Source organism: Kouleothrix sp. 19917 (assembly GCF_057073505.1).
Genome location: NZ_CP097099.1, coordinates 1,515,296 through 1,533,510, shown reverse-complemented (window position 1 = coordinate 1,533,510; position 18,215 = coordinate 1,515,296). Strand labels below are relative to the sequence as shown.

The 18,215-nt window shown below is 49.3% G+C and carries 18 protein-coding genes; 10 read left to right on the top strand and 8 right to left on the bottom strand.

The window, feature by feature from the left end:
• Nucleotides 1-1,222: 1,222 nt before the first annotated feature.
• The 4 genes from M1P90_RS06250 to M1P90_RS06235 all read right to left on the bottom strand — a co-directional run bounded on the left by M1P90_RS06250 (nucleotide 1,223) and on the right by M1P90_RS06235 (nucleotide 3,141).
• Nucleotides 1,223-1,873 carry a hypothetical protein gene (locus M1P90_RS06250; protein ID WP_483701775.1) on the bottom strand — a complete coding sequence of 217 codons (651 nt, stop codon included), beginning with the start codon at nucleotides 1,871-1,873 and terminating at the stop codon, nucleotides 1,223-1,225.
• Between the two features lie 63 nt (nucleotides 1,874-1,936).
• Nucleotides 1,937-2,419 (bottom strand): transposase family protein, encoded by a 483-nt coding sequence (locus M1P90_RS06245; RefSeq protein WP_483704612.1) that lies wholly within the window; start codon nucleotides 2,417-2,419, stop codon nucleotides 1,937-1,939.
• A complete protein-coding gene (locus tag M1P90_RS06240) occupies nucleotides 2,335-2,871 on the bottom strand; it encodes a transposase family protein (RefSeq protein ID WP_483701754.1) in 537 nt (178 codons plus the stop codon). The genes M1P90_RS06245 and M1P90_RS06240 overlap by 85 nt, the downstream gene beginning before the upstream one ends.
• Nucleotides 2,872-2,904: 33 nt before the next feature.
• Nucleotides 2,905-3,141: a hypothetical protein gene (locus tag M1P90_RS06235; protein WP_483701774.1), complete on the bottom strand. Its 237-nt coding sequence runs from the start codon at nucleotides 3,139-3,141 to the stop codon at nucleotides 2,905-2,907.
• A gap of 416 nt (nucleotides 3,142-3,557) precedes the next feature.
• On the opposite strand from M1P90_RS06235, the gene M1P90_RS06230 reads away from it, so the two are divergent.
• The 4 genes from M1P90_RS06230 (at nucleotide 3,558) to M1P90_RS06215 (ending at nucleotide 6,900) form a co-directional block, all read left to right on the top strand.
• The gene (locus M1P90_RS06230; protein WP_483701773.1) at nucleotides 3,558-4,220 is read left to right on the top strand and encodes an HNH endonuclease; all 663 of its coding nucleotides are present in this window, start codon (nucleotides 3,558-3,560) and stop codon (nucleotides 4,218-4,220) included.
• A gap of 187 nt (nucleotides 4,221-4,407) precedes the next feature.
• Nucleotides 4,408-4,836: a hypothetical protein gene (locus tag M1P90_RS06225; protein WP_483701683.1), complete on the top strand. Its 429-nt coding sequence runs from the start codon at nucleotides 4,408-4,410 to the stop codon at nucleotides 4,834-4,836.
• A 348-nt stretch (nucleotides 4,837-5,184) separates the two neighbouring features.
• Nucleotides 5,185-5,412, top strand: coding sequence for a DUF433 domain-containing protein (locus tag M1P90_RS06220; RefSeq protein WP_483701772.1), 228 nt, complete (start codon nucleotides 5,185-5,187; stop codon nucleotides 5,410-5,412).
• 531 nt (nucleotides 5,413-5,943) lie between these two features.
• Entirely contained in the window at nucleotides 5,944-6,900 is a 957-nt protein-coding gene (locus tag M1P90_RS06215) for a phosphotransferase enzyme family protein (RefSeq protein WP_483701771.1), read from the top strand.
• Between the two features lie 870 nt (nucleotides 6,901-7,770).
• Here M1P90_RS06215 and M1P90_RS06210 read toward each other — a convergent pair.
• Complete coding sequence (locus tag M1P90_RS06210; RefSeq protein ID WP_483701770.1) at nucleotides 7,771-8,301, bottom strand: hypothetical protein; 531 nt, start codon at nucleotides 8,299-8,301, stop codon at nucleotides 7,771-7,773.
• Between the two features lie 530 nt (nucleotides 8,302-8,831).
• Between M1P90_RS06210 and M1P90_RS06205 the strand changes: the two genes are divergently transcribed.
• The 6 genes from M1P90_RS06205 to M1P90_RS06180 all read left to right on the top strand — a co-directional run bounded on the left by M1P90_RS06205 (nucleotide 8,832) and on the right by M1P90_RS06180 (nucleotide 17,073).
• The gene (locus M1P90_RS06205) at nucleotides 8,832-9,281 is read left to right on the top strand and encodes a hypothetical protein (RefSeq protein ID WP_483701769.1); all 450 of its coding nucleotides are present in this window, start codon (nucleotides 8,832-8,834) and stop codon (nucleotides 9,279-9,281) included.
• 726 nt (nucleotides 9,282-10,007) lie between these two features.
• Entirely contained in the window at nucleotides 10,008-11,078 is a 1,071-nt protein-coding gene (locus M1P90_RS06200; RefSeq protein WP_483701768.1) for a hypothetical protein, read from the top strand.
• Nucleotides 11,079-12,736: 1,658 nt separating this feature from the next.
• Entirely contained in the window at nucleotides 12,737-13,225 is a 489-nt protein-coding gene (locus tag M1P90_RS06195; protein WP_483701695.1) for a cupin domain-containing protein, read from the top strand.
• 308 nt (nucleotides 13,226-13,533) lie between these two features.
• Complete coding sequence (locus M1P90_RS06190) at nucleotides 13,534-14,688, top strand: hypothetical protein (protein WP_483701767.1); 1,155 nt, start codon at nucleotides 13,534-13,536, stop codon at nucleotides 14,686-14,688.
• 738 nt (nucleotides 14,689-15,426) lie between these two features.
• Nucleotides 15,427-16,107 (top strand): histidine phosphatase family protein, encoded by a 681-nt coding sequence (locus M1P90_RS06185; RefSeq protein ID WP_483701766.1) that lies wholly within the window; start codon nucleotides 15,427-15,429, stop codon nucleotides 16,105-16,107.
• Nucleotides 16,108-16,386: 279 nt separating this feature from the next.
• On the top strand, nucleotides 16,387-17,073 hold the full coding sequence (locus tag M1P90_RS06180) for a hypothetical protein (RefSeq protein ID WP_483701765.1): 687 nt from the start codon (nucleotides 16,387-16,389) through the stop codon (nucleotides 17,071-17,073).
• Between the two features lie 168 nt (nucleotides 17,074-17,241).
• Here M1P90_RS06180 and M1P90_RS06175 read toward each other — a convergent pair whose 3' ends face one another.
• From M1P90_RS06175 to M1P90_RS06165, 3 genes are read right to left on the bottom strand one after another with little or no spacing between them, the layout of a single operon-like run.
• Nucleotides 17,242-17,451, bottom strand: a complete 210-nt coding sequence (locus M1P90_RS06175) for a hypothetical protein (protein ID WP_483701764.1) — start codon at nucleotides 17,449-17,451, stop codon at nucleotides 17,242-17,244.
• Between the two features lie 52 nt (nucleotides 17,452-17,503).
• Complete coding sequence (locus M1P90_RS06170; protein ID WP_483701699.1) at nucleotides 17,504-17,872, bottom strand: hypothetical protein; 369 nt, start codon at nucleotides 17,870-17,872, stop codon at nucleotides 17,504-17,506.
• Nucleotides 17,869-18,195 carry a PadR family transcriptional regulator gene (locus M1P90_RS06165; protein WP_483701698.1) on the bottom strand — a complete coding sequence of 109 codons (327 nt, stop codon included), beginning with the start codon at nucleotides 18,193-18,195 and terminating at the stop codon, nucleotides 17,869-17,871. The genes M1P90_RS06170 and M1P90_RS06165 overlap by 4 nt, the downstream gene beginning before the upstream one ends.
• Nucleotides 18,196-18,215: the final 20 nt, after the last annotated feature.

Genomic DNA, 18,215 nt, shown 5'->3' with positions numbered 1-18,215 from the left:
TTATCAAAGCTCTCGCCCAACACGCGCTTGCAGCGGACGCCGCTTCGCGTCGAGCGAGATCGTGCGTTTTTCAGCGTCGGTTTCTGCTACAATGTGGCAGCCATTTATCGGTGGCGGCGCCGCTAAAGCGCAACCCGTTGGGCGCGTCTCGTTTCTCACGCTGTCTCGTTCTCGCAGGCTGCTTGCTGTCTTTTCGGCAGAAGAATGCTCTGCTGCCACGAAGAACCGAATCGAGCATGGGATGAACGCCCGTTGTGCCACGTGATTCCAGTCAACGCCTTCTCAACCCCACGTGGTATGAGCGCCCGTTGTGCTGGCGTGGTTCCGGTCAGCGTTTGGCGCATTTGTACGTGGTACGAACGCTCGTTGTGCCGCGTGGTTCCGTTCAAAGTTTTCACAACCCTGCGTGGAATGAAGGCTCGTTGTGCTGAATGTGGTTCCGGTCAACGTGATTCCGCCGAGCGTAGTTGCTCGTGTCGCATCAACGTCGGCGTCTCATGCTTCCATTCGGCTTTCTATCGAAGTTCACGCCCAACACGCGCTTGCAGCGGACGCCGCTTCGCGTCGAGCAAGATCGTGCCTTTTTCAGCGCTAGTTTCTGCTACAATGTGGCAGCCATCAATCAATGGCGGCGCCGCTAAAGCGCAACCCGTTGGGCGAGTCTTAGGCGCTTTGTTGTCTCGGTCTTGAAAAGCGTTCTATGGTCCTTCAGCAGAAGATCGCCCTGCCGCTACGAAAGAGCGAATCGAGCGTAGGATGAAGGCCCGTTATGCCGCGTGATTCCGTTTCGCGCTTTCTCAACCCTGCGTGGTACAAGCGCTCGTTGTGCTGAAGTGATCCTGCTCAGCGTTTTCTCAACCCTGATGCATACGAAAGCCAACTTTATTCCACGTGATCGCGGCAGCGCTTTCTCAACCCGATGTGGTGCAAAAGCCCGTTATGCCACGTGGTTCCGTTCAAGGCTTACACAACCCCGCGTGGTGCGCACGCTCGTTGTGCTGATTGTGGTTCCGTCAGCGTGATTTGGCCGAGCGCAGTTGCTCGTATCGCTTCAACGTGGTCGGTTTCTGCCTTAGCTTGGCCGTTTATCAAGGCTCTCGCCCAACACGCGCTTGCAGCGGACGCCGCTTCGCGTCGAGCGAGATCGGGGTTATTTTCCGCGCCGGTATCTGCTACAATGTGACTGCCATTTATCGGGGCGGCGCCGCTAAAGCGCAACCCGTTAGCCGGCAACTGTGCCATCGTCCTTCTTATTCCGCCGTAAGAAATTCACAAGACTATTTTCATCTCTCGCTTGGTTTGGAGATTGGTAAGAGATAATTCTTGCAAGTCGAGATATATTCATTTCTTCAAAAGTAACCAGTTCGGGCCAGCGTCTTTCTTCATGCAGGATGTCCTGTAGCCTAGAAGCAATAGATTGAGCCGCTTCATCTAACAATCCGTTTTGTATAGCAAATTCGCACATCTTCTGAAACAAAAATACGCCGCAAAAGCAGGAAAAGTGCTTGTAATAATCACTAAAATGCTTAGTGGAAAAGGTCAAGTGAGGCAATTCGCCCCATCCCATTCGCAACAAAACACGTGTATTAAAATGAACAAGCAGAGAAGTTGCATTATAAACATAATTATACACCTCAGTCTCATTTATTTGCTCAGCCATATATTTTACTGTAGGAAAACAGGCGTACTTTCCACCTAAAGGTATGCTTTTATCTAAAAATATCTTCCGCAGTTCTTTTCGAATTTCGCTTTCCCTATCAGGGAAATCCTCCTGATAGTACAAATCTTGATCTGGATTGTACTTTTTAAAAAACTCCCATTGAGAAATAGAAGGTTTATAAAGATCGTCAGCTAGCCGCAATCCAATAATCATGTCTGCGTCGTCGTCATGTTCTCTTTTTATGTATTTAAGAACTATATAAGACATTATCCCGATTTAAGAATGAATAGATGGCCAAGGGTTGGTTCGAACACGGAAATTGTGTAAACCGCAACTCACTTCCATCACCATATCTTTGAGCCCGTCTTTCCACAGACGTATCGTGTCTTTGACTATTCGACAGCGTTTCACACTCCTGATCACGTGTTCTGCCACAATTCGACGCTGTGCAACCAGGCGGTTGTGCGCTTTCTGTTCGGCGGTCAGTTCGCCACCCTTCGGCTTCTTGAATGGACGTGTGTGCTCCACACCCGCCAGTTCGTAGCCGAGAAAGCCCAGATCATCGACCAGTTCGCTGCCCTCTGCCAACGGGTAGGGCGTCAGATCAGCAATCGCCTTGTCGTGAACACTCCCTTCGAAGGTATCACTCAGAAACAGGATCATCAACGCGCGGATCAGCAGTACATTCTTGACTGTATGGCGCTTGCTCTTGCCGCTGTAGAAACTGCTCTGGTCGGCTGGGTCACTGGGACGGTGGATTGGTCGTTCGGTGCCATCGTGAAAAAAGGGGTCGCGAATGCTTCAGACGAGAGCGCAGTGAGGCGTTCTTTCAAGTCGGCAAGGTTGCGTGAGGGCAAGTCGCCCAGGCTCGCCAGTGCAGCATGGAGCGCAGGCAGCAGCGCCTGGATCCACTGGTTGGCTTTCGGCTGGCCCATGCCAAAGGCAGCGCCGTGAAAGGTCTGGGTCGCGGCTTGCTTGAAATAGGTCAGGATGAAGAGCAGGCGATCTTCTTTGGAGGGCAAGGGGCAGGTTGCATACTGGCTATAGCGCCGACCAGTGCGGGGCTTGCCCTCGAGCGTCCAGTCACGCATTCGCGCAAGAAAGGCAGTTTCAAAGGGGACGGCGAGGATATCAAACTCTTCAACCGTCAAGCTGGTCAAATCAAGGATCCGATACGCCTTGTCGCGTTCTATTTCATATCGTAATGGCATGACATTGCTCCTTCTGTTTGGAGAGATATCATATCATAAATCGGGATAATCTCTATAGTCCTCACAAATGCTTCGCAAAAATGACATTACAAAAATCGCTTGATCTTTATCAATATCAATAATCAAACGCAAATACTCAAAAGACTTAATGAAGGCCGCTTTGAATGCATTATTGTAAAATTCTAAACTTTTCTCATGCATGTACGACACAGGTTTAATATATTCTTCCAGAGTTATAAGAGCCTCTTTTACTTTGAAATATAAATCCATATCGCCTCCTTTAAATAATAGTCTAGACTATACCACAACCTCTTTGTCTTGTGTATCCGTTACCGGCTAACATCGCTGTGCAGCGTGACGCCGCTGGCGCGGCCCGTAACCTGGGCGCGACTTTCGCCGGCGAAACTGCTACGGCCTGCAGGCGACTCCGTGTGAGGCCCACCGATCGCCGAGCAGCGTTCCGTCTCCGAAGCTCATCGCGCTCTCGGCGGCGGCCGCACGCAGTTTGCCTGTGCTGCCAGCACCTCGCCACTCGTCTCGCTTCACACGCCCGCCAGCGGCGCCGCTGACAGCAAGCGTTGGACGGTAGCCATCAACTCTAACAAACGATTGTGGCAGTAATTTGTATAATAGCGATGAAGCTTTATTTAAGAAATTTATGGACTTGCATTGCAAGGAGAGGCTAAATGGCAGGATTTCCCCAAAAAGATGTCGATTTACTGCTTGTCCAATGCCATCGTCGCTGCTGTATCTGCCATCGGTTTTGCGGCGTGAAAATTGAGCTTGATCATATCCTACCCCGAGCCGAGGGCGGAGCAGATGATATAACAAACGCGATAGCTGTCTGCTTCGAGTGCCATGCGGAAATCCACAGCTATAATGTCAAGCATCCAAGAGGTCGCAAATTTCGGCCCGATGAGTTGCGGCAACACAAGGAACAGTGGATAAATCTTTGCCAGAACAAACCGGAGATATTCAAAGAAGCAGCTAGAGATAGTGATGTCGGCCCCTTGCAAGCACTTATTGATGAACTTGAATTCAATTTGCAAGTTGCGAAACACGCTACAAGTGCAGATCTTGGCTCCTTGTTTCTTGATGAGCAATTCCGCAGAGCAACTCAAGCAGGAGCGATTGCCACATTACAGGACAATTTGAAAGGACTGATTCTAGAGGCATATCGTGCCGCCATCCGTGCGAATCAGCTAATTCCACCAGCATTTGTCCATCCTTCCAACACTACTCTGCATCCTCAATTAATGGGTGTAGCGGAAGAGGCGGTCAGTTATGCGCGGCCGAGGATTGAAGCAGCCTGGCAAGCACTCGTGGCTTTTTTGGGAACTGAAGTATAATGATCTCTTTGTAGTGCCCTACCAAGCTACCGTCCAACACGCCGCTGTAGCCGACCGCTTCGCGCACGAGATCCTTGGCATTTTGGGAGATATTTCCAGCGCTTGCGGCGGCTAAGCGGCAACCCGTTGGGCGCAGCATCACTCACGCTCACGCACTCAATTACATGCATGTAGGAATAGCTCACGTATGCAGTCTTCCACGGACCAAACACCGACATCATCTTTTGCTCGACCAGTGGGGATTACCGCTCTTGTTTTCCTCTACGCCGCTGTTGCACTCCTCTGCTTTGCCAGTACGATTTGGCTCATCCTCTCGCTCTGGTTCGAACATTCTTGGATGAGCATCTCAATACAACAACTCACTCCCCCAATCTACGCGTTTATCGTCGGTAATGTACTGCTCCGATACTTTGCCTACGGCCTCTGGCATATGCGTTCCGGTCCTTATATTGTTTCTCTTTTCTTGTTTGCATTGCTGATGGCGGTTTGCTTTATCATTGGCCTCACTGGAGTGACCTGGGGATTTATTCTGTTGATAGGGGTCAGTATTATCTTTGGCTATCTGATTCGCGGAAGTATCTGGTGGCAATTTCATCCACAGTCACGAAAAGAATAATTGCGTAGTACGAATGCGTAAATCATCATATTCGCTAATAATGTTCAACACGAAAGATGCCGTGCCGTTGACGCGCCCAACACGCGCTTGCAGCGGACGCCGCTTCGCGTCGAGCGAGATCGAGCGTTTTTCAGCGTCAGTTTCTGCTACAATGTTACAGCCATCTATCGGTGGCGGCGCCGCTAAAGCGCAACCCGTTGGGCGCAAACTCACCTCATCCCGTGCCGCTCCTTTAACCCATCACATATTTTCACGAGTTCGCTCTTACTTTCCTGTGGCAAGCAAAGCCGAAAGCCGTATGGTACAATGCTTGTCACTCGTTTGTGTCCGGCTCTATGAGGTGGCACTATGAATACATGGGAAGCTCTACCAGAAATTGAACGTGATCCCCAAACGGTCAGCGGCGCTTGGGTCTTTCGTGGCACCCGAGTACCTGTTACGGCCCTGTTCGAGAATCTTCGTGATGGCGCGACGATAGAACAATTTCTTGAGTGGTTTCCTGGTGTTACCTACACGCAACTTCAGGCTGTCCTTGACCACGAGGCTCTGCTTTTCAGCGCCACTCCTACCCCATGAGAATTCTCTTCGATCAGGGTACACCACTCCCACTGCGGCGTGCGTTACCAGCCAACAGTGTTACAACCGTCTATGAGCAGGGATGGTCAACACTGCAAAATGGCCACCTTCTCGCGAACGCAGAGCAAGCTGGCTTCGACATCTTCATTACAACCGATCAGAACCTTAAATATCAGCAGCAACTCACAGGTCGCCGATTGGCTATTCTTGTGCTTGGAAGCACTTCTTGGCCGCGTATTCAAGCACAGAGCGATGCGATTCGAAAGGTTGTAGAACAATTGTCGCCAGGTGATTATTACGAATTTCCTATTCCGTAATCAATGTGTGGTGCTCCTAGTAAAATGCGTTCGACAGATACAGAACAAGTGCGTCCAACACGGCGTTGCAGTTGACCGCTTCGCGCGCGAGATCCTCGTTTTTGAAGGAAGTTTGTGCAGCGCTTGCGGCAACTGAACGTCAACCCGTTGGGCGTGTATCAGCCACTTCGCTCACTTGATGATCTGTTTTCCATCTATGGTAAGGGCTTTGTCTATGCAACACCTTGACATTGCCACGCAGTTGATCGAAACAGTTTACCATCGCCACATTGTTCAGATTGAAGCATTACCGCCCTTCTTCTCTTGGCGTGGCCTTTACCGCGTCCACGATACCCAAGGCTCTGTTTGGATTCTCCGCCTGCTCTATATGCCATCTGACGTCACGACTGTCGTACAGACAGCCACTCTGTTGCAGTGGCTCGAACAGCATCACTATCCTGCACCGCGCCTTGTACTCACTCATGATCGCCAGCTGGTTGGTTTTCTGAATGGATGGGCGAGTCTCCTCCTTTCCTATATCGACGGCGTAGTACTTGACGTGCATTCAAACGATTTCGCCCACCTTGGCTTTACGTTAGCGCAACTCCACCTGATTCCGCTCACACATGTCGACCGCTTCCCTCGTTCCCGATGCGATCCCGCACTGCTTCAGACCCAAACGGCGCAGCAACTCGCCACCGGCAATGAGCAAGCAGATCCTTATTTTCAACCATTACTCAGAACATTACGGCATTCGCTCAGCCATTGTACTTCGCAGAATACTCCCCTCTGTCTCACCCACGGAGACTGCTGGTACAAAAATGCCATTCAAACCCGTGATGGCAGCGTGGTCTTGATTGATTGGGATTGCGCAGGGGTTGGCTTACCCATTCTTGATGTAGGATACCTGCTTTTGACCGCACACTATGACCTCACTCAGCCATTCCAGATCACTGCCGATGCACATAAAATACACGCAATCCTAAATGGCTACCAGCGCGCACGGCGGATCAGTAAGACTGAATGGGCGCAGATGCAGAGCGCGATCCAGTTTATCCTTGCCTTTCAGGTTGGCGAACATATGGCAGAACAACAGTTGATTGCCAGCGATGATCTCTTTCTTCAAAAGGTACAATCACGCTTGGCAGCCAGTATTGAAATCGCGCAGATCGCACAGCTAGCGACCGTGTAATCGCAGAACAAGAGACAGTACGTTTGAAGACACATCGGCGAGCACGCCCAACACGCGCTTGCAGCGGACGCCGCTTCGCGTCGAGCGAGATCGTGCGCTTTTCAGCGCCGGTATCTGCTACAATGTGGCAGCCATCAATCGCTGGCGGCGCCGCTAAAGCGCAACCCGTTGGGCGAGTCTTCGGTGTAAAGTCATCTCGATCTAGAACGACGATTTCTGTCTTTTTGGCATATCGAAGCACTACAGTCACAAGACAGCGAATCGAGCGTGGGATAAAGGCCCGTTGTGCCACGTGATTCCAGTCAACGCCTCCTCAACCCCGCGTAGTACGAAGGCTCGTTGTGCTGCCGTGGTTCCGGTCAACGTTTCGCGCATTTCAAGGTGGTACGAAAGCTCGTTATGCCGCGTGATACCGTCAACGTTTGCTCAAACCCGCGTGATGCGAAGGCCCGTTGTGCTGATTGTGGTTCCGTCAGCGTGGTTCTACCGAACGCGGTTGCTCGTATCCGTTCAACGTGATCGGTTTATGCCTCAGTTTGGCTCTTTATCAAAGCTCTCGCCCAACACGCGCTTGCAGCGGACGCCGCTTCGCGTCGAGCGAGATCGTCCGTTTTTCAGCGCCAGTGTCTGCTACAATGTGCTTGCCATGTATCAGTGGCGGCGCCGCTAAAGCGCAACCCGTTGGGCGTTTCCATAAACAAAGCATCGAAAAATAGAGATTATCACGATTTAAATTTGCAAATACCATCTGGCTCTTCAGGACGCCAGAAAGGCATTAGCACAAGCGTTTCCTAGATGTGCGGTTTAAGGCTCCCTGATGCCATTTTATACTTAAATCGTGATAATCTCTAATGACTACAATTAACGAGTCTATATTCCCATTTTCTTTACTTCTTCAATTATGCGCTGACTTTCTGTAATCCTTGCATTAGTTATGTCTACAACATCATCTAGTTGCTGTTCAATTTTTCCTATATAAATTTTCATTTCATGAAAAATATTCAAATTACGCTCCCCATCATAAAGCATTCCAGTTTTCATTGCTATGTTATACTTTTTTAAAATATCTTCAGAAACAATAGATACTATACCTTTAGCTCTATCTGTGCTTTCAACATAATCCCTGAAAAATATTTTCAGCACGATATAATTTTTGGCTTCCTCAGCGTCCTTTTCTATAGCTTCAACTAATGGCTGTATAAATTCTGTTTTTAGACCAGCTATCTGCCTGTTATATTCAATAATTTCAGCGTTTAAATCTTCAATTTCCATATCGATTTCAGGCCGAGTATTTATTCCTGAATATGCTCTTTGCTCTTTCAACTTCTTTAGCCGCCGAGCAGAATTTTTTGCAATAACACTAATATGCTCTATTTCCTCTTTTAAATCTTGTATATTCATAGATTTATCCTCATCTATAATAAAAAGTTATGTGTAGCAAAATAAGGGAAACCTGAAGTCAAATTATCAAAAATCATCCGAGTGATACTTGGGGCATCAATACCTCACTATCAATTTTCAATTAGATTATAGCGAAAGTCTGTTACGCTAGCAACAATTCTATAAACGTGCTTCACCAAGTGGAGTTACTTGCATACTTTCAAGGCTAGCTATTCGGGCTTAAATTTTCTATATACTACCATGTTCGCCCAACACGCGCTTGCAGCGGACGCCGCTTCGCGTCGAGCAAGATCGTGCGTTTTTCAGCGCCAATATCTGCTACAATATGGTAGCCATCAATGGGTGGCGGCGCCGCTAAAGCGCAACTCGTTGGGCGGCAGCCATTGACACCAGTACTTTCAAGGTGGTTTGAGGCTCAGTTCTTCGGATGGTATGCTGATGGTGGTGTGCCACGCAACTTCCGCGGCGGAGTCATCCGACATACTGTACTTGCTTGGAATGCTTGTGAGTGGTGGATAAGAGCAACCATCATGTCCGACCATTTTATCTGTATCATTCCACGTGATCCGTGCTTTATTCCTGATGCGCACGGCCAAATTCAGGCACAGCACGTGTTCGAACAGTTCGCGCCACAGGCGGACGAAATTATCACGAGCGTCAGCGATACACCGCTATTTGTTGATGCTGGCGTCAACTTCGAATCTGTTGCCTGTCCGCGCTGCCGTCAGCAGCTCGACACATGGTGGCACGAGATCATGGATCGGGCTGCACCCCAGCAGTTTGAGGATCTCACTATTGTGACGCCGTGCTGTGGAGCCGCGCTCTCATTAAACACTTTGCGTTATGAATGGCCGTGTGGTTTTGCGCGATTTACGCTCGAAGCACGGAATCCAAATATCGTCTTGTTGTCGGTCAGTCAAATGCGCGAACTTGAGCGTCTGCTCGATTGTAAACTGCGACAAATCCTCGTGCATATTTAGCGTTTTACCGATGGCTGCCGCCCAACCCGGCATTGCAGCCGACCGCTTCGCGCGCGAGATCGTTTGCTTTTTGAAAGGCTCGTCAGGGCGCGCTCGCGGCAGCTGAATGCCAACCCGTTGGGCGAGTCTTAGGCGTACGTTTGAATCGATCACGAATGGCGCTCTTTGGTGCTTCGGCAAAAGAACGCAGTGCAACTCCGAAGGAACGAATCGAGCGTGGAATGAACGCCCGTTGTGCCGCGTGATACTGTCATCGTTTTCTCAACCCCGCGTGGTGCGAGTGCCCGTTATGCTGTGTGTGGTTTTGGTTAATACTTGATCACAACAGCGTGGTACGAACGCTCGTGGTGCTGATTGTGGTTCCGGTCAGCGCTTTCTCAACCCTGCGTGGTACGAACGCTCGTGGTGCTGAATGTGATTCAAGTCAGCGTGGTTCCGCCGAGCGCAGCTGCTCGTGTCGATGGAGCGTGATTGGCGTATGCCTCAGTTTGGCTTTCTATCGAAGTTCACGCCCAACACGCGCTTGCAGCGGACGCCGCTTCGCGTCGAGCGAGATCGTGCGTTTTTCAGCGCCAGTTTCTGCTACAATGTGATAGCTGTTTATCGGTGGCGGCGCCGCTAAAGCGCAATCCGTTGGGCCGTTCTGGCAATGCCACCTCCATCAAAACCTTGACAATATCGGTACAATACAAACGAATAACCTCCGTCATAGCCTTGGGAGAGAAAATGCACCAGCATAGCTTATTCGGCCATCTTGCTCCCATGTTTAGTAGCCATCCTGAGAACATGGCCACCGAAGCACTCCACTATATTCTTAATTCTTCCTCGCTCGCCAAACGAGCATTTCTACACTATGTCGCTCAAATTGGGGTTAATCTACCAAACACATTAGCATTCCAAACACAAATGGTAGGCTCTGATAAAGCGATTCCTGACCTTGTTGGGGTTGACGCTGAACGACAACAGGTTCTGCTTGTCGAAGCCAAATTTTGGGCAGGGTTGACAAATAACCAACCGTTGACCTATCTTCGGCGACTACCTACTCACACTGACGGCGTTTTGCTGTTTGTCGCACCAGCGATGCGATTTCCAACACTCTGGAGCGAGTTACTTCGGCGATGTCAAGAGGATGGGCGATCTGTCGAACATCCACACACAATAGGTGGTGAACTCCTTGCGGTTAAGGTCGGCCCAACACAAACTCTTGCGCTTACAAGCTGGCGCTCTGTTCTTTCATATCTTCTGCGTGCGCTTGAAACTGAAGGGCAACATCAAACGGCTTCGGATGTTCAACAGCTCTTCGGGCTTTGCAATCGAATGGATGATTATGCCTTTTTGCCGCTCAATTCAGAAGAACTTACTGCTCAGGCGGGTACTCGTATTGTTCAATATTGTCAGATAGTAGATGATGTGACCAGCAAAGCGGTTGCAGCTGGATTTGCCTCAGTCACTGGTTTGCGCGCTTCTGCGGCGTCGGCCTGGTATGGTCGATATCTCCGGCTCCATGGCATAGGCTGTCTACTACAATTTGCTGCGAATTTATGGGCACAATACCGCTCAACTCCATTATGGTTGCGTATCTATGGCCGTGAATTTAATTACGCACCAGAAAGTAAAGAAGCCCTTGCACGATTGGAACTAGAAGAGCCGCCGCGTCTAATTCTACTTAACAACGAAGAACTTCTCGTCCCTCTCTTTCTGCCGATTGAAGTCGAACGCGATCAGGTAGTTGCTACGGTTTTAGCACAAGTCAAGGAAGTTGCTGATTTACTGCGTGCTATAGCCAAATCTGAATAAAAGCTGACCAAGAACGGCCCAACACGGCGTTGCAGTTGACCGCTTCGCGCGCAAGATCGCCCGTTTTTTGATAGAAGCCTGAGCAGCGCGCTCGCGGCAACTGAACGCCAAGCCGTTGGGCGTGTCTCGTTTCGCAGGTTGTCTTGATCTCGCAGGTCGCTTTCTGTCTTTTCGGCATAAAAAAGCAGTGCAACCACGAAGGAACGAATCGAGCGTGGAATGAACGCCCGTTGTGCCGCGTGATTCCAGTCAGCGTTTTCTCAACCCCGCGTGGTGCGAATGCTCGTGGTGCTGGCGTGATTCCGGGCAACGTCTCGCTCATTTCAAGTTGATTCAAAAGCTTGTTATGCCGCGTGGTTCCGTTCAAGGCATTCGCAACCCTGCGTGGAATGAAGGCTCGTTGTGCTGAATGTGGTTCCGGTCAACGTGATTCCGCTGAGCGCAGCTGCTCGTGTCGCTTCAAGGTCTGTGGCTCATGCTTCAGTTTGGCTTTCTATCGAAGTTCACGCCCAACACGCGCTTGCAGCGGACGCCGCTTCGCGTCGAGCGAGATCGTGCCTTTTTCAGCGCCGGTATCTGCTACAATGTGACAGCCATCAATCGGGGCGGCGCCGCTAAAGCGCAACCCGTTGGGCAGCCACCCTACGCAACGCGGAGTAGATACAAAGCTCGTGAGAAGTCGCATGTATCCTCGATTGCCAGATGTTCTTTTATAGGTAAAATTACAGCGTGACCGCGTAATTTGCAACACCGCCGCTGCCTATCACTTGAAAACACCATGGATTATAACGAAACTGAAATCCTCTCCGCCTATATATGGAATCACTATTCGCATCTGATGACCAGCTTCGAACGTCAGGTGAGTACCGCTATCATCGCACGTACACAAGCAGAACATTCTTCGAATCCACATATGGCAACGATGCTTCGACAACGTTGGGGCGGTGCGAACGCTCCCGCGATCAATACAGCGCTCCAAGATGGTACGATTGCTTTCCGCCAGAAGGTCTGCGCACGACTACTGGCGACATATAGCGATCAAATTTTCATCAACCGTTGTCCAGCTTGTCAACGAATTGTCCGAACACCAAACGCTCGTCTTTGTGTGTGGTGTGGGCATACGTGGTATGAGCAAACCAAAATATGAGCGCATGGAATAAATGGACTCTGTTACTCAAACAAAAGATTCGAGAGCAATCGAAAGAGAAACGATTCCACGATAATGTGAGAAAGCGGGTGGCTCGCCCAACACGCGCTTGCAGCGGACGCCGCTTCGCGTCGAGCGAGATCGTGCGTTTTTCAGCGTCAGTATCTGCTACAATGTGATTGCCATCTATCAGGGCGGCGCCGCTAAAGCGCAACCCGTTGGGCCGCTACCGCTCGACCCCTTTACAGTCAATCATGTGCCTGAGCTTCACCTAGGATGCTGCGTCACCTGAGCGATAGTATCACGCCGTGGGACTACTCCACCATACTCGTATCAGCGTGATCGGCGATATGGCGAGATAGTTCACACATGTTCGCCAAGTTCATCGCATAACTAATCGTCAATCCATCATAGTTTGCTGTCTGAGATAGGCTATCTCATCTTGACACGGGTTGTAGAGTAAACTAGCATTCGTTATCTATTCGTGTCCTGTAGAACTAGGGAGAAAGTCATGTCTACTCCAGAAGATCAAGCCATTGCTGTCGCGCCGGACGCAGGCACTAGAACGTGGTTGTTAGGCGATACATACACTCTGAAGCTTTCTGGTGCGCAGACTGGTGGTGCTTTCGCGCTTCTCGAAGCAATCGTCCCTCTGGGCGGCGGTCCACCACCGCATATTCACTACGCTGAGGATGAGACCTTCATTATCCTAGAAGGCGAGATCGTGTTCACCACAGATGCTGGCGCGATCGCAGCGCCAACAGGAACAGTTGTGCATGTACCAAAAGGGACGAAGCATTCGTATGCAACGGTTGGCTCGGTGCCGGTGCGCATGCTCTTCCTGTATGTCCCAGCAGGAATGGAAGCGATGTTTGATGAGATTGGCACTCCAGCGCAATCAGGCATTGCTGCACCGCCTTCTAGCCCAGCGGATGTGGCAAAACTCCTCGCGGTGGCTGAGAAATACAACTTTGCCGTGATTCCGCCCGAGAGTGTGTGAACAACTTGCGTGAGGACGACTTTGTAATCTGGTGACAGGAATGGGCAGTAACCACGGTTGAAAGTCAGGAAGTGCCTGCGGCCCAACATGCGCATGCAGCAGACCGCCTTCGGCGCGCGAGATCGATGCTATTTTAGCGCCTTCTGGTGCCGCGCGCCTTGTCGGCGGCTGATGCGCAACCCGTTCGGCGACTATTTTAACGCATACCCACAATTACGGCAGCAGGTCTGTACTATATTAGAAAGGGTAAAGTGCAAAGTGAACAAACTTTTTCCGGCGAGTATATTCACAAATAGGAGGCATCGTTCTTGAATTTTTTACTTTCTCGGTACATATACCCTCTGAGAGAATCTATTGTTCTCTCTAGCACACTTAAATTTCACATTGACAATCCTCGGACAGATGAAGAAATATCGCTTGTAAAAAAATATCTCCAAAAGACGCATGGCTTTGGCTACGGAAAGATGATACCTATATTTTCAGGCGATCCAGTTGTTACTATAGAGCATTGCTTATTCGAATTCAGAGATATTTTTGCCCCTATTGACAATTATATTGATGGCATTTTTCGAACATACAAACGTAAAAGTGCTTTTGAGTTTTTGGCTCGTATATGGGTAGTTGTGCGCTTCGATGATCAGGGTACAGATCAGATCATGCGGGAACAACACAAGAAAATGACCGAAGAAGGGCGCGCTGGGTTATTTTTGTTAGATGATGAACATCCCATTATCAAAAACTCAGAGATGTTAATGGACTATGCCCATTTGATTTCTCTCCTTATTCACAGCGAGCAGCGAGATTATTCAGGAAACGGGTTTATTATAGGCAAAGATCAATTGGATGGTATTAGGCCTTCTGATGAGATCTGGAGAGACTTTATGATGTTTGCCTATAATCTCGCGCATTATCGTTTTTCGAGGAGCGATATCTCAGAAGGTGCTCATTGGTTATTCTTTCCATACGCAATTCACGATATTCAAAAAGTTGCAGCTAGCCTTGAACAATTATTTTTAGACGGCTCTACAGAGAAGTTATTGTATATTGGTAATATGCTCAAAATTGCTGGAAATGATGTACATAATGTTAGAGTAGAATTAGTTATGTTAACTACTATCATCGAACTTATGGTAACACACAATCCTGATAATAGCCGTTTCAATGTTGAGGATTCTATAAATAAGCAGTTTCAGCTAAAAGCAAGCATTTTGATATATCTCAATGATCGATCAAAAAATATTGATCAAATTAAAAAAAGGCTCAAGACTATTTATCAACAAAGATCAAATATTGCTCACGGTAATTTTGGAGAGGTTGAAAAATATATTAAAAAGCTTCCAAAAACTGAGGAAAAGACAGAATATTTTGACGATCTCATTATTGATTTATATGTTTATATTCGGGCTATTCTTGAAGAGTATATTAAGGATAAAAACTTTGTTGAATTTATTAAAGAAAGCTAAATTTACCAATCGCCGAACACGCGCTTGCAGCGGACGCCGCTTCGCGTCGTATGAGATCGTGCGTTTTTTAGCGCCAGTTTCTGCTACAATGTGACAGCCATCTATCAGTAGCGGCGCCGCTAAAGCGCAACCCGTTGGGCGTCTTTCGTTTCGCAGGTTGTCTTGATCTCACAGGTCGTTTTCTGTCTTTTCGGCAGAAGAACGCAGTGCATCCACGAAGAACCGAATCGAGCGTGGCATAAAGCCCGTTGTGCCGTGTGGTTCCGTGTTGCGCTGTCTCAACCCCGCGTGGTACAAGCGCCCGCGTTGTACTGATTGTGGTTCCGTTCAACGTTTGCCGCAAAGGAGCGTGGTACGAAGGCTCGTGGTGCTGAGTGTGGTCCTGTTCCAGGTTGTCTCAACCCTGCGTGGTACGAACGCTCGTGGTGCTGAATGTGGTTCAAGTCAGCGTGGTTCCGCCGAGCGCAGTTGCTCGTGTCGCATCAACGTCGGCGTCTCATGCTTCCATTCGGCTGTTTATCAAAGCTCACGCCCAACACGCGCTTGCAGCGGACGCCGCTTCGCGTCGAGCGAGATCGTGCGTTTTTCAGCGCCAGTGTCTGCTACAATGTGACAGCAATCTATCAGGGCGGCGCCGCTAAAGCGCAACCCGTTCGGCCGTCAACTCAAACGGTTGCTCACACATAAAATCATTCTGCGCTACAATGCCGCTGACTTTTCTCCTATCGAGTTTTGGCTATGCACATAACTCTTGTTCGCCACGGCGAATGCCTTGGACAATGCGATCCTCAATTCTGGAGTGATCCAGATAGTGTCTTGTCTGCTCGCGGTGTTGAGCAAGCTCGCACAACCGCCAACCTCCTCGCATCTGAGCAGGTAACGCACGTGCTCAGCAGCCCGCTCGTGCGCGCCTTGGCGACTGCTGAGATGATTACTACTGCCTGCACGATCTCACAATTCGACGTGTGGACAGATCTCCGCGAGGGGTTTAGCGGAATGTATGGAGGAATTCCACGTGGAAAGCTTCAAGCTGCTTTTCCACGGGCCGTGTTCGCAGATACCGTCACCGAGAGCGGCTGGAGTCATGGTGATACTGACTACAATGCCTTGTGGCAGCGGTGCCAACACGTGATTGATCGCATACAGCAGGAGTTTACACACCACGACCATATCGTCGTCGTTACGCATGGTGGCTGTGCGAACTATCTGTTGCACAGCATGCTCGGTATTGATCGTCATACGCCACAGTGGTTTGAACTTGCGAATGGTTCAATAACGCGCATCCGGCTGATCGCAGATCCGCAAGCGGAGCGTCCCAATTGGCCACTCTATCCTCCAGTTCGTATCGAGATCAACAGTGTCAATGATTGTAGCCATTTAGCGACTACAAAGCCATCAGAAGCACAACACAGTTCGTAATGTCAACACCTCCGAGACTGGCTGCGGCCGAACACGGCGTTGCAGTTGACCGCTTCGCGCGCAAGATCGCCCGTTTTTTGCGATAGTTTGTGCGGCGCGCTCGCGGCAACTGAACGCCAACCCGTTAGGTCGCAGTCCATCAACTTCTTCACGCACATAACTCGTAATTAACGTGCACCTCTCCTGACCTCTGCGAGCTTCTCTCTTTACGACTTCCTCTCACCATGGTAAAGTCAACGCAGACGCCATCTTGATACCATTCTTCCATCGGAGCACGTTATGAGCAAGCACAACAACTTTTTCAAAAATCTTCAAGACCTTGCCTCTAAAGCTGAAGGTGAGCTAAAAAAGACTGGCAAGCAATTAAACACTGTAGCGAATCAAGTTTATGAGAATGTTGCGCCAGTAGCCGACAAAGCTGCCCAAAATATTGTCGATGCTGCCAGCCAAGTCTATGAGAAGGTTGCACCAGCAGTCGACAAGGCCACCCAAAATGCTGCTGATTTTGCAGAACAAGCATACACGGTTTCAGAAGAAAAAGTGAAAGAAGCCGCCGAGTTCTTAAAAGCACACGCGCCATCTTTTGACAGCGCATCGCAGGCACTTTCGCTCGATGATATTGGGCGAAAGATCGCGTCGCTTGGCGCACCTGCTATTGCATTTGCTGTTGCTGCATCAATTGCAGGTGGAATGGGGCTTGCTGGTGGCGCAGTTGTCACGACTGCATTAGCTATGCTGGGTGGTCCAGCTGGTATGCTCGGTGGTCTCGTCGCGCTTGGGATTTTGACCCTTATTGCTGATGCAGTCGGAAAATACGGCATTGAAGCCATATTACTTTCGACATTTCGAGCACGTCGGGATCAAGGTATTTCTATCGAGCAAATTCATAGTGAAATTGATAGTTTATGGATTTCTAATGAGCTCAAATATACCTTAAAGACACAACTTGCGACACCACAACCATAGTTGCAAATGTAAAGTTACACTGCGACTGCAACCTAACACGCGCTTGCAGCGGACGCCGCTTCGCGTCGAGCGAGATCGTGCATTTTTCAGCGCCAGTTTCTGCTACAATGGTGTTGCCATCAATTGGTGCGGCGCCGCTAAAGCGCAACCCGTTGGGCCGGCACCCGATCAGCCGCTTCCCGCAAAAAGGCCGTTTTGCGTGACTCGTGATTGACTCACCAGTTGAAGTTTCGACGCACGCGACTCACAATCCAGCGACCATTGGCGAAATAGACGAATCCAAGTCGTGATGGCGGTCGTTTCACCAATAGCACGAATCACTTGCGCAAAAGCCGCTCCTGGCCGATAATAGGTGCTGTCGGATTCGTTCACTTTCATGTTGGGCTGCTTCTCTAATCTAACTCTGGCACCCAGCAGATAGATTTTCAGATTAAATTGCTTTTTTACATCGAATGTAATATGCAAGAATGAAGCCGCTGCACAGCAGCCCCACACCAATAATTGCTAAAATATCTATATTAAATACGAGGAAAACAGAATGAATAATGCTACGAAGAACTAGCAATACACCAATCCAAAGAAGAAGCACTATTTGTTGCTCGCGCCGATATATCCAGTTTGCCATTGCATTCCTCCTTATCGATTGTGCAGCAGTATACCAATGCGCATCTAATGCGCCCATTAGGATATCAGCAAGCAACCATATTGTAAGTGGTTGTAGTTCTAAAAGCTCCAAGAATTCTTCTTCATAACGATGCCGCCATGTATGAGGATACAAGCGAATGAGTATTTGCTTCATGATGAGGATAATCGTTGTAATCCAGTACGTGTCATCTGCTGCAATCGTACGACATGTGATGTGATAACACGGCGACCAAGATCAGTGAGTTGATAGGGTCGCCGCCGTTCTGTTAGTGGCAAAGGTATAATCAATCCTTGATGCTCTAAACGCGAAATAGCTCCATACAGCGTGCCTGCTCCAAGGCGAGTTGTACTAAACTCTGCAATGTCCTCTATCATTAGGTAGCCATGCTTTGGTCCGTCGGATAAGCTTATTAGGATCAGCAGGGCAGGCTCAACAAAACGACCAAAGCTGGAAAAGGCATCAGGATCATCGTCCATTTGATTGCATCCACTAGTAC

What these genes read in the sequence shown, in the direction of transcription:
- M1P90_RS06195 (WP_483701695.1), top strand. Translation starts at nt 12,737, where the DNA reads ATGTCTACTCCAGAAGATCAAGCCATTGCTGTCGCGCCGGACGCAGGC.
- M1P90_RS06205 (WP_483701769.1), top strand. Translation starts at nt 8,832, where the DNA reads ATGTCCGACCATTTTATCTGTATCATTCCACGTGATCCGTGCTTTATT.
- M1P90_RS06235 (WP_483701774.1), bottom strand. Translation starts at nt 3,141, where the DNA reads ATGGATTTATATTTCAAAGTAAAAGAGGCTCTTATAACTCTGGAAGAA.
- M1P90_RS06210 (WP_483701770.1), bottom strand. Translation starts at nt 8,301, where the DNA reads ATGAATATACAAGATTTAAAAGAGGAAATAGAGCATATTAGTGTTATT.
- M1P90_RS06215 (WP_483701771.1), top strand. Translation starts at nt 5,944, where the DNA reads ATGCAACACCTTGACATTGCCACGCAGTTGATCGAAACAGTTTACCAT.
- M1P90_RS06225 (WP_483701683.1), top strand. Translation starts at nt 4,408, where the DNA reads ATGCAGTCTTCCACGGACCAAACACCGACATCATCTTTTGCTCGACCA.
- M1P90_RS06170 (WP_483701699.1), bottom strand. Translation starts at nt 17,872, where the DNA reads ATGAAGCAAATACTCATTCGCTTGTATCCTCATACATGGCGGCATCGT.
- M1P90_RS06185 (WP_483701766.1), top strand. Translation starts at nt 15,427, where the DNA reads ATGCACATAACTCTTGTTCGCCACGGCGAATGCCTTGGACAATGCGAT.
- M1P90_RS06165 (WP_483701698.1), bottom strand. Translation starts at nt 18,195, where the DNA reads ATGGACGATGATCCTGATGCCTTTTCCAGCTTTGGTCGTTTTGTTGAG.
- M1P90_RS06175 (WP_483701764.1), bottom strand. Translation starts at nt 17,451, where the DNA reads ATGAAAGTGAACGAATCCGACAGCACCTATTATCGGCCAGGAGCGGCT.
- M1P90_RS06250 (WP_483701775.1), bottom strand. Translation starts at nt 1,873, where the DNA reads ATGATTATTGGATTGCGGCTAGCTGACGATCTTTATAAACCTTCTATT.
- M1P90_RS06230 (WP_483701773.1), top strand. Translation starts at nt 3,558, where the DNA reads ATGGCAGGATTTCCCCAAAAAGATGTCGATTTACTGCTTGTCCAATGC.
- M1P90_RS06220 (WP_483701772.1), top strand. Translation starts at nt 5,185, where the DNA reads ATGAATACATGGGAAGCTCTACCAGAAATTGAACGTGATCCCCAAACG.
- M1P90_RS06180 (WP_483701765.1), top strand. Translation starts at nt 16,387, where the DNA reads ATGAGCAAGCACAACAACTTTTTCAAAAATCTTCAAGACCTTGCCTCT.
- M1P90_RS06240 (WP_483701754.1), bottom strand. Translation starts at nt 2,871, where the DNA reads ATGCCATTACGATATGAAATAGAACGCGACAAGGCGTATCGGATCCTT.
- M1P90_RS06200 (WP_483701768.1), top strand. Translation starts at nt 10,008, where the DNA reads ATGCACCAGCATAGCTTATTCGGCCATCTTGCTCCCATGTTTAGTAGC.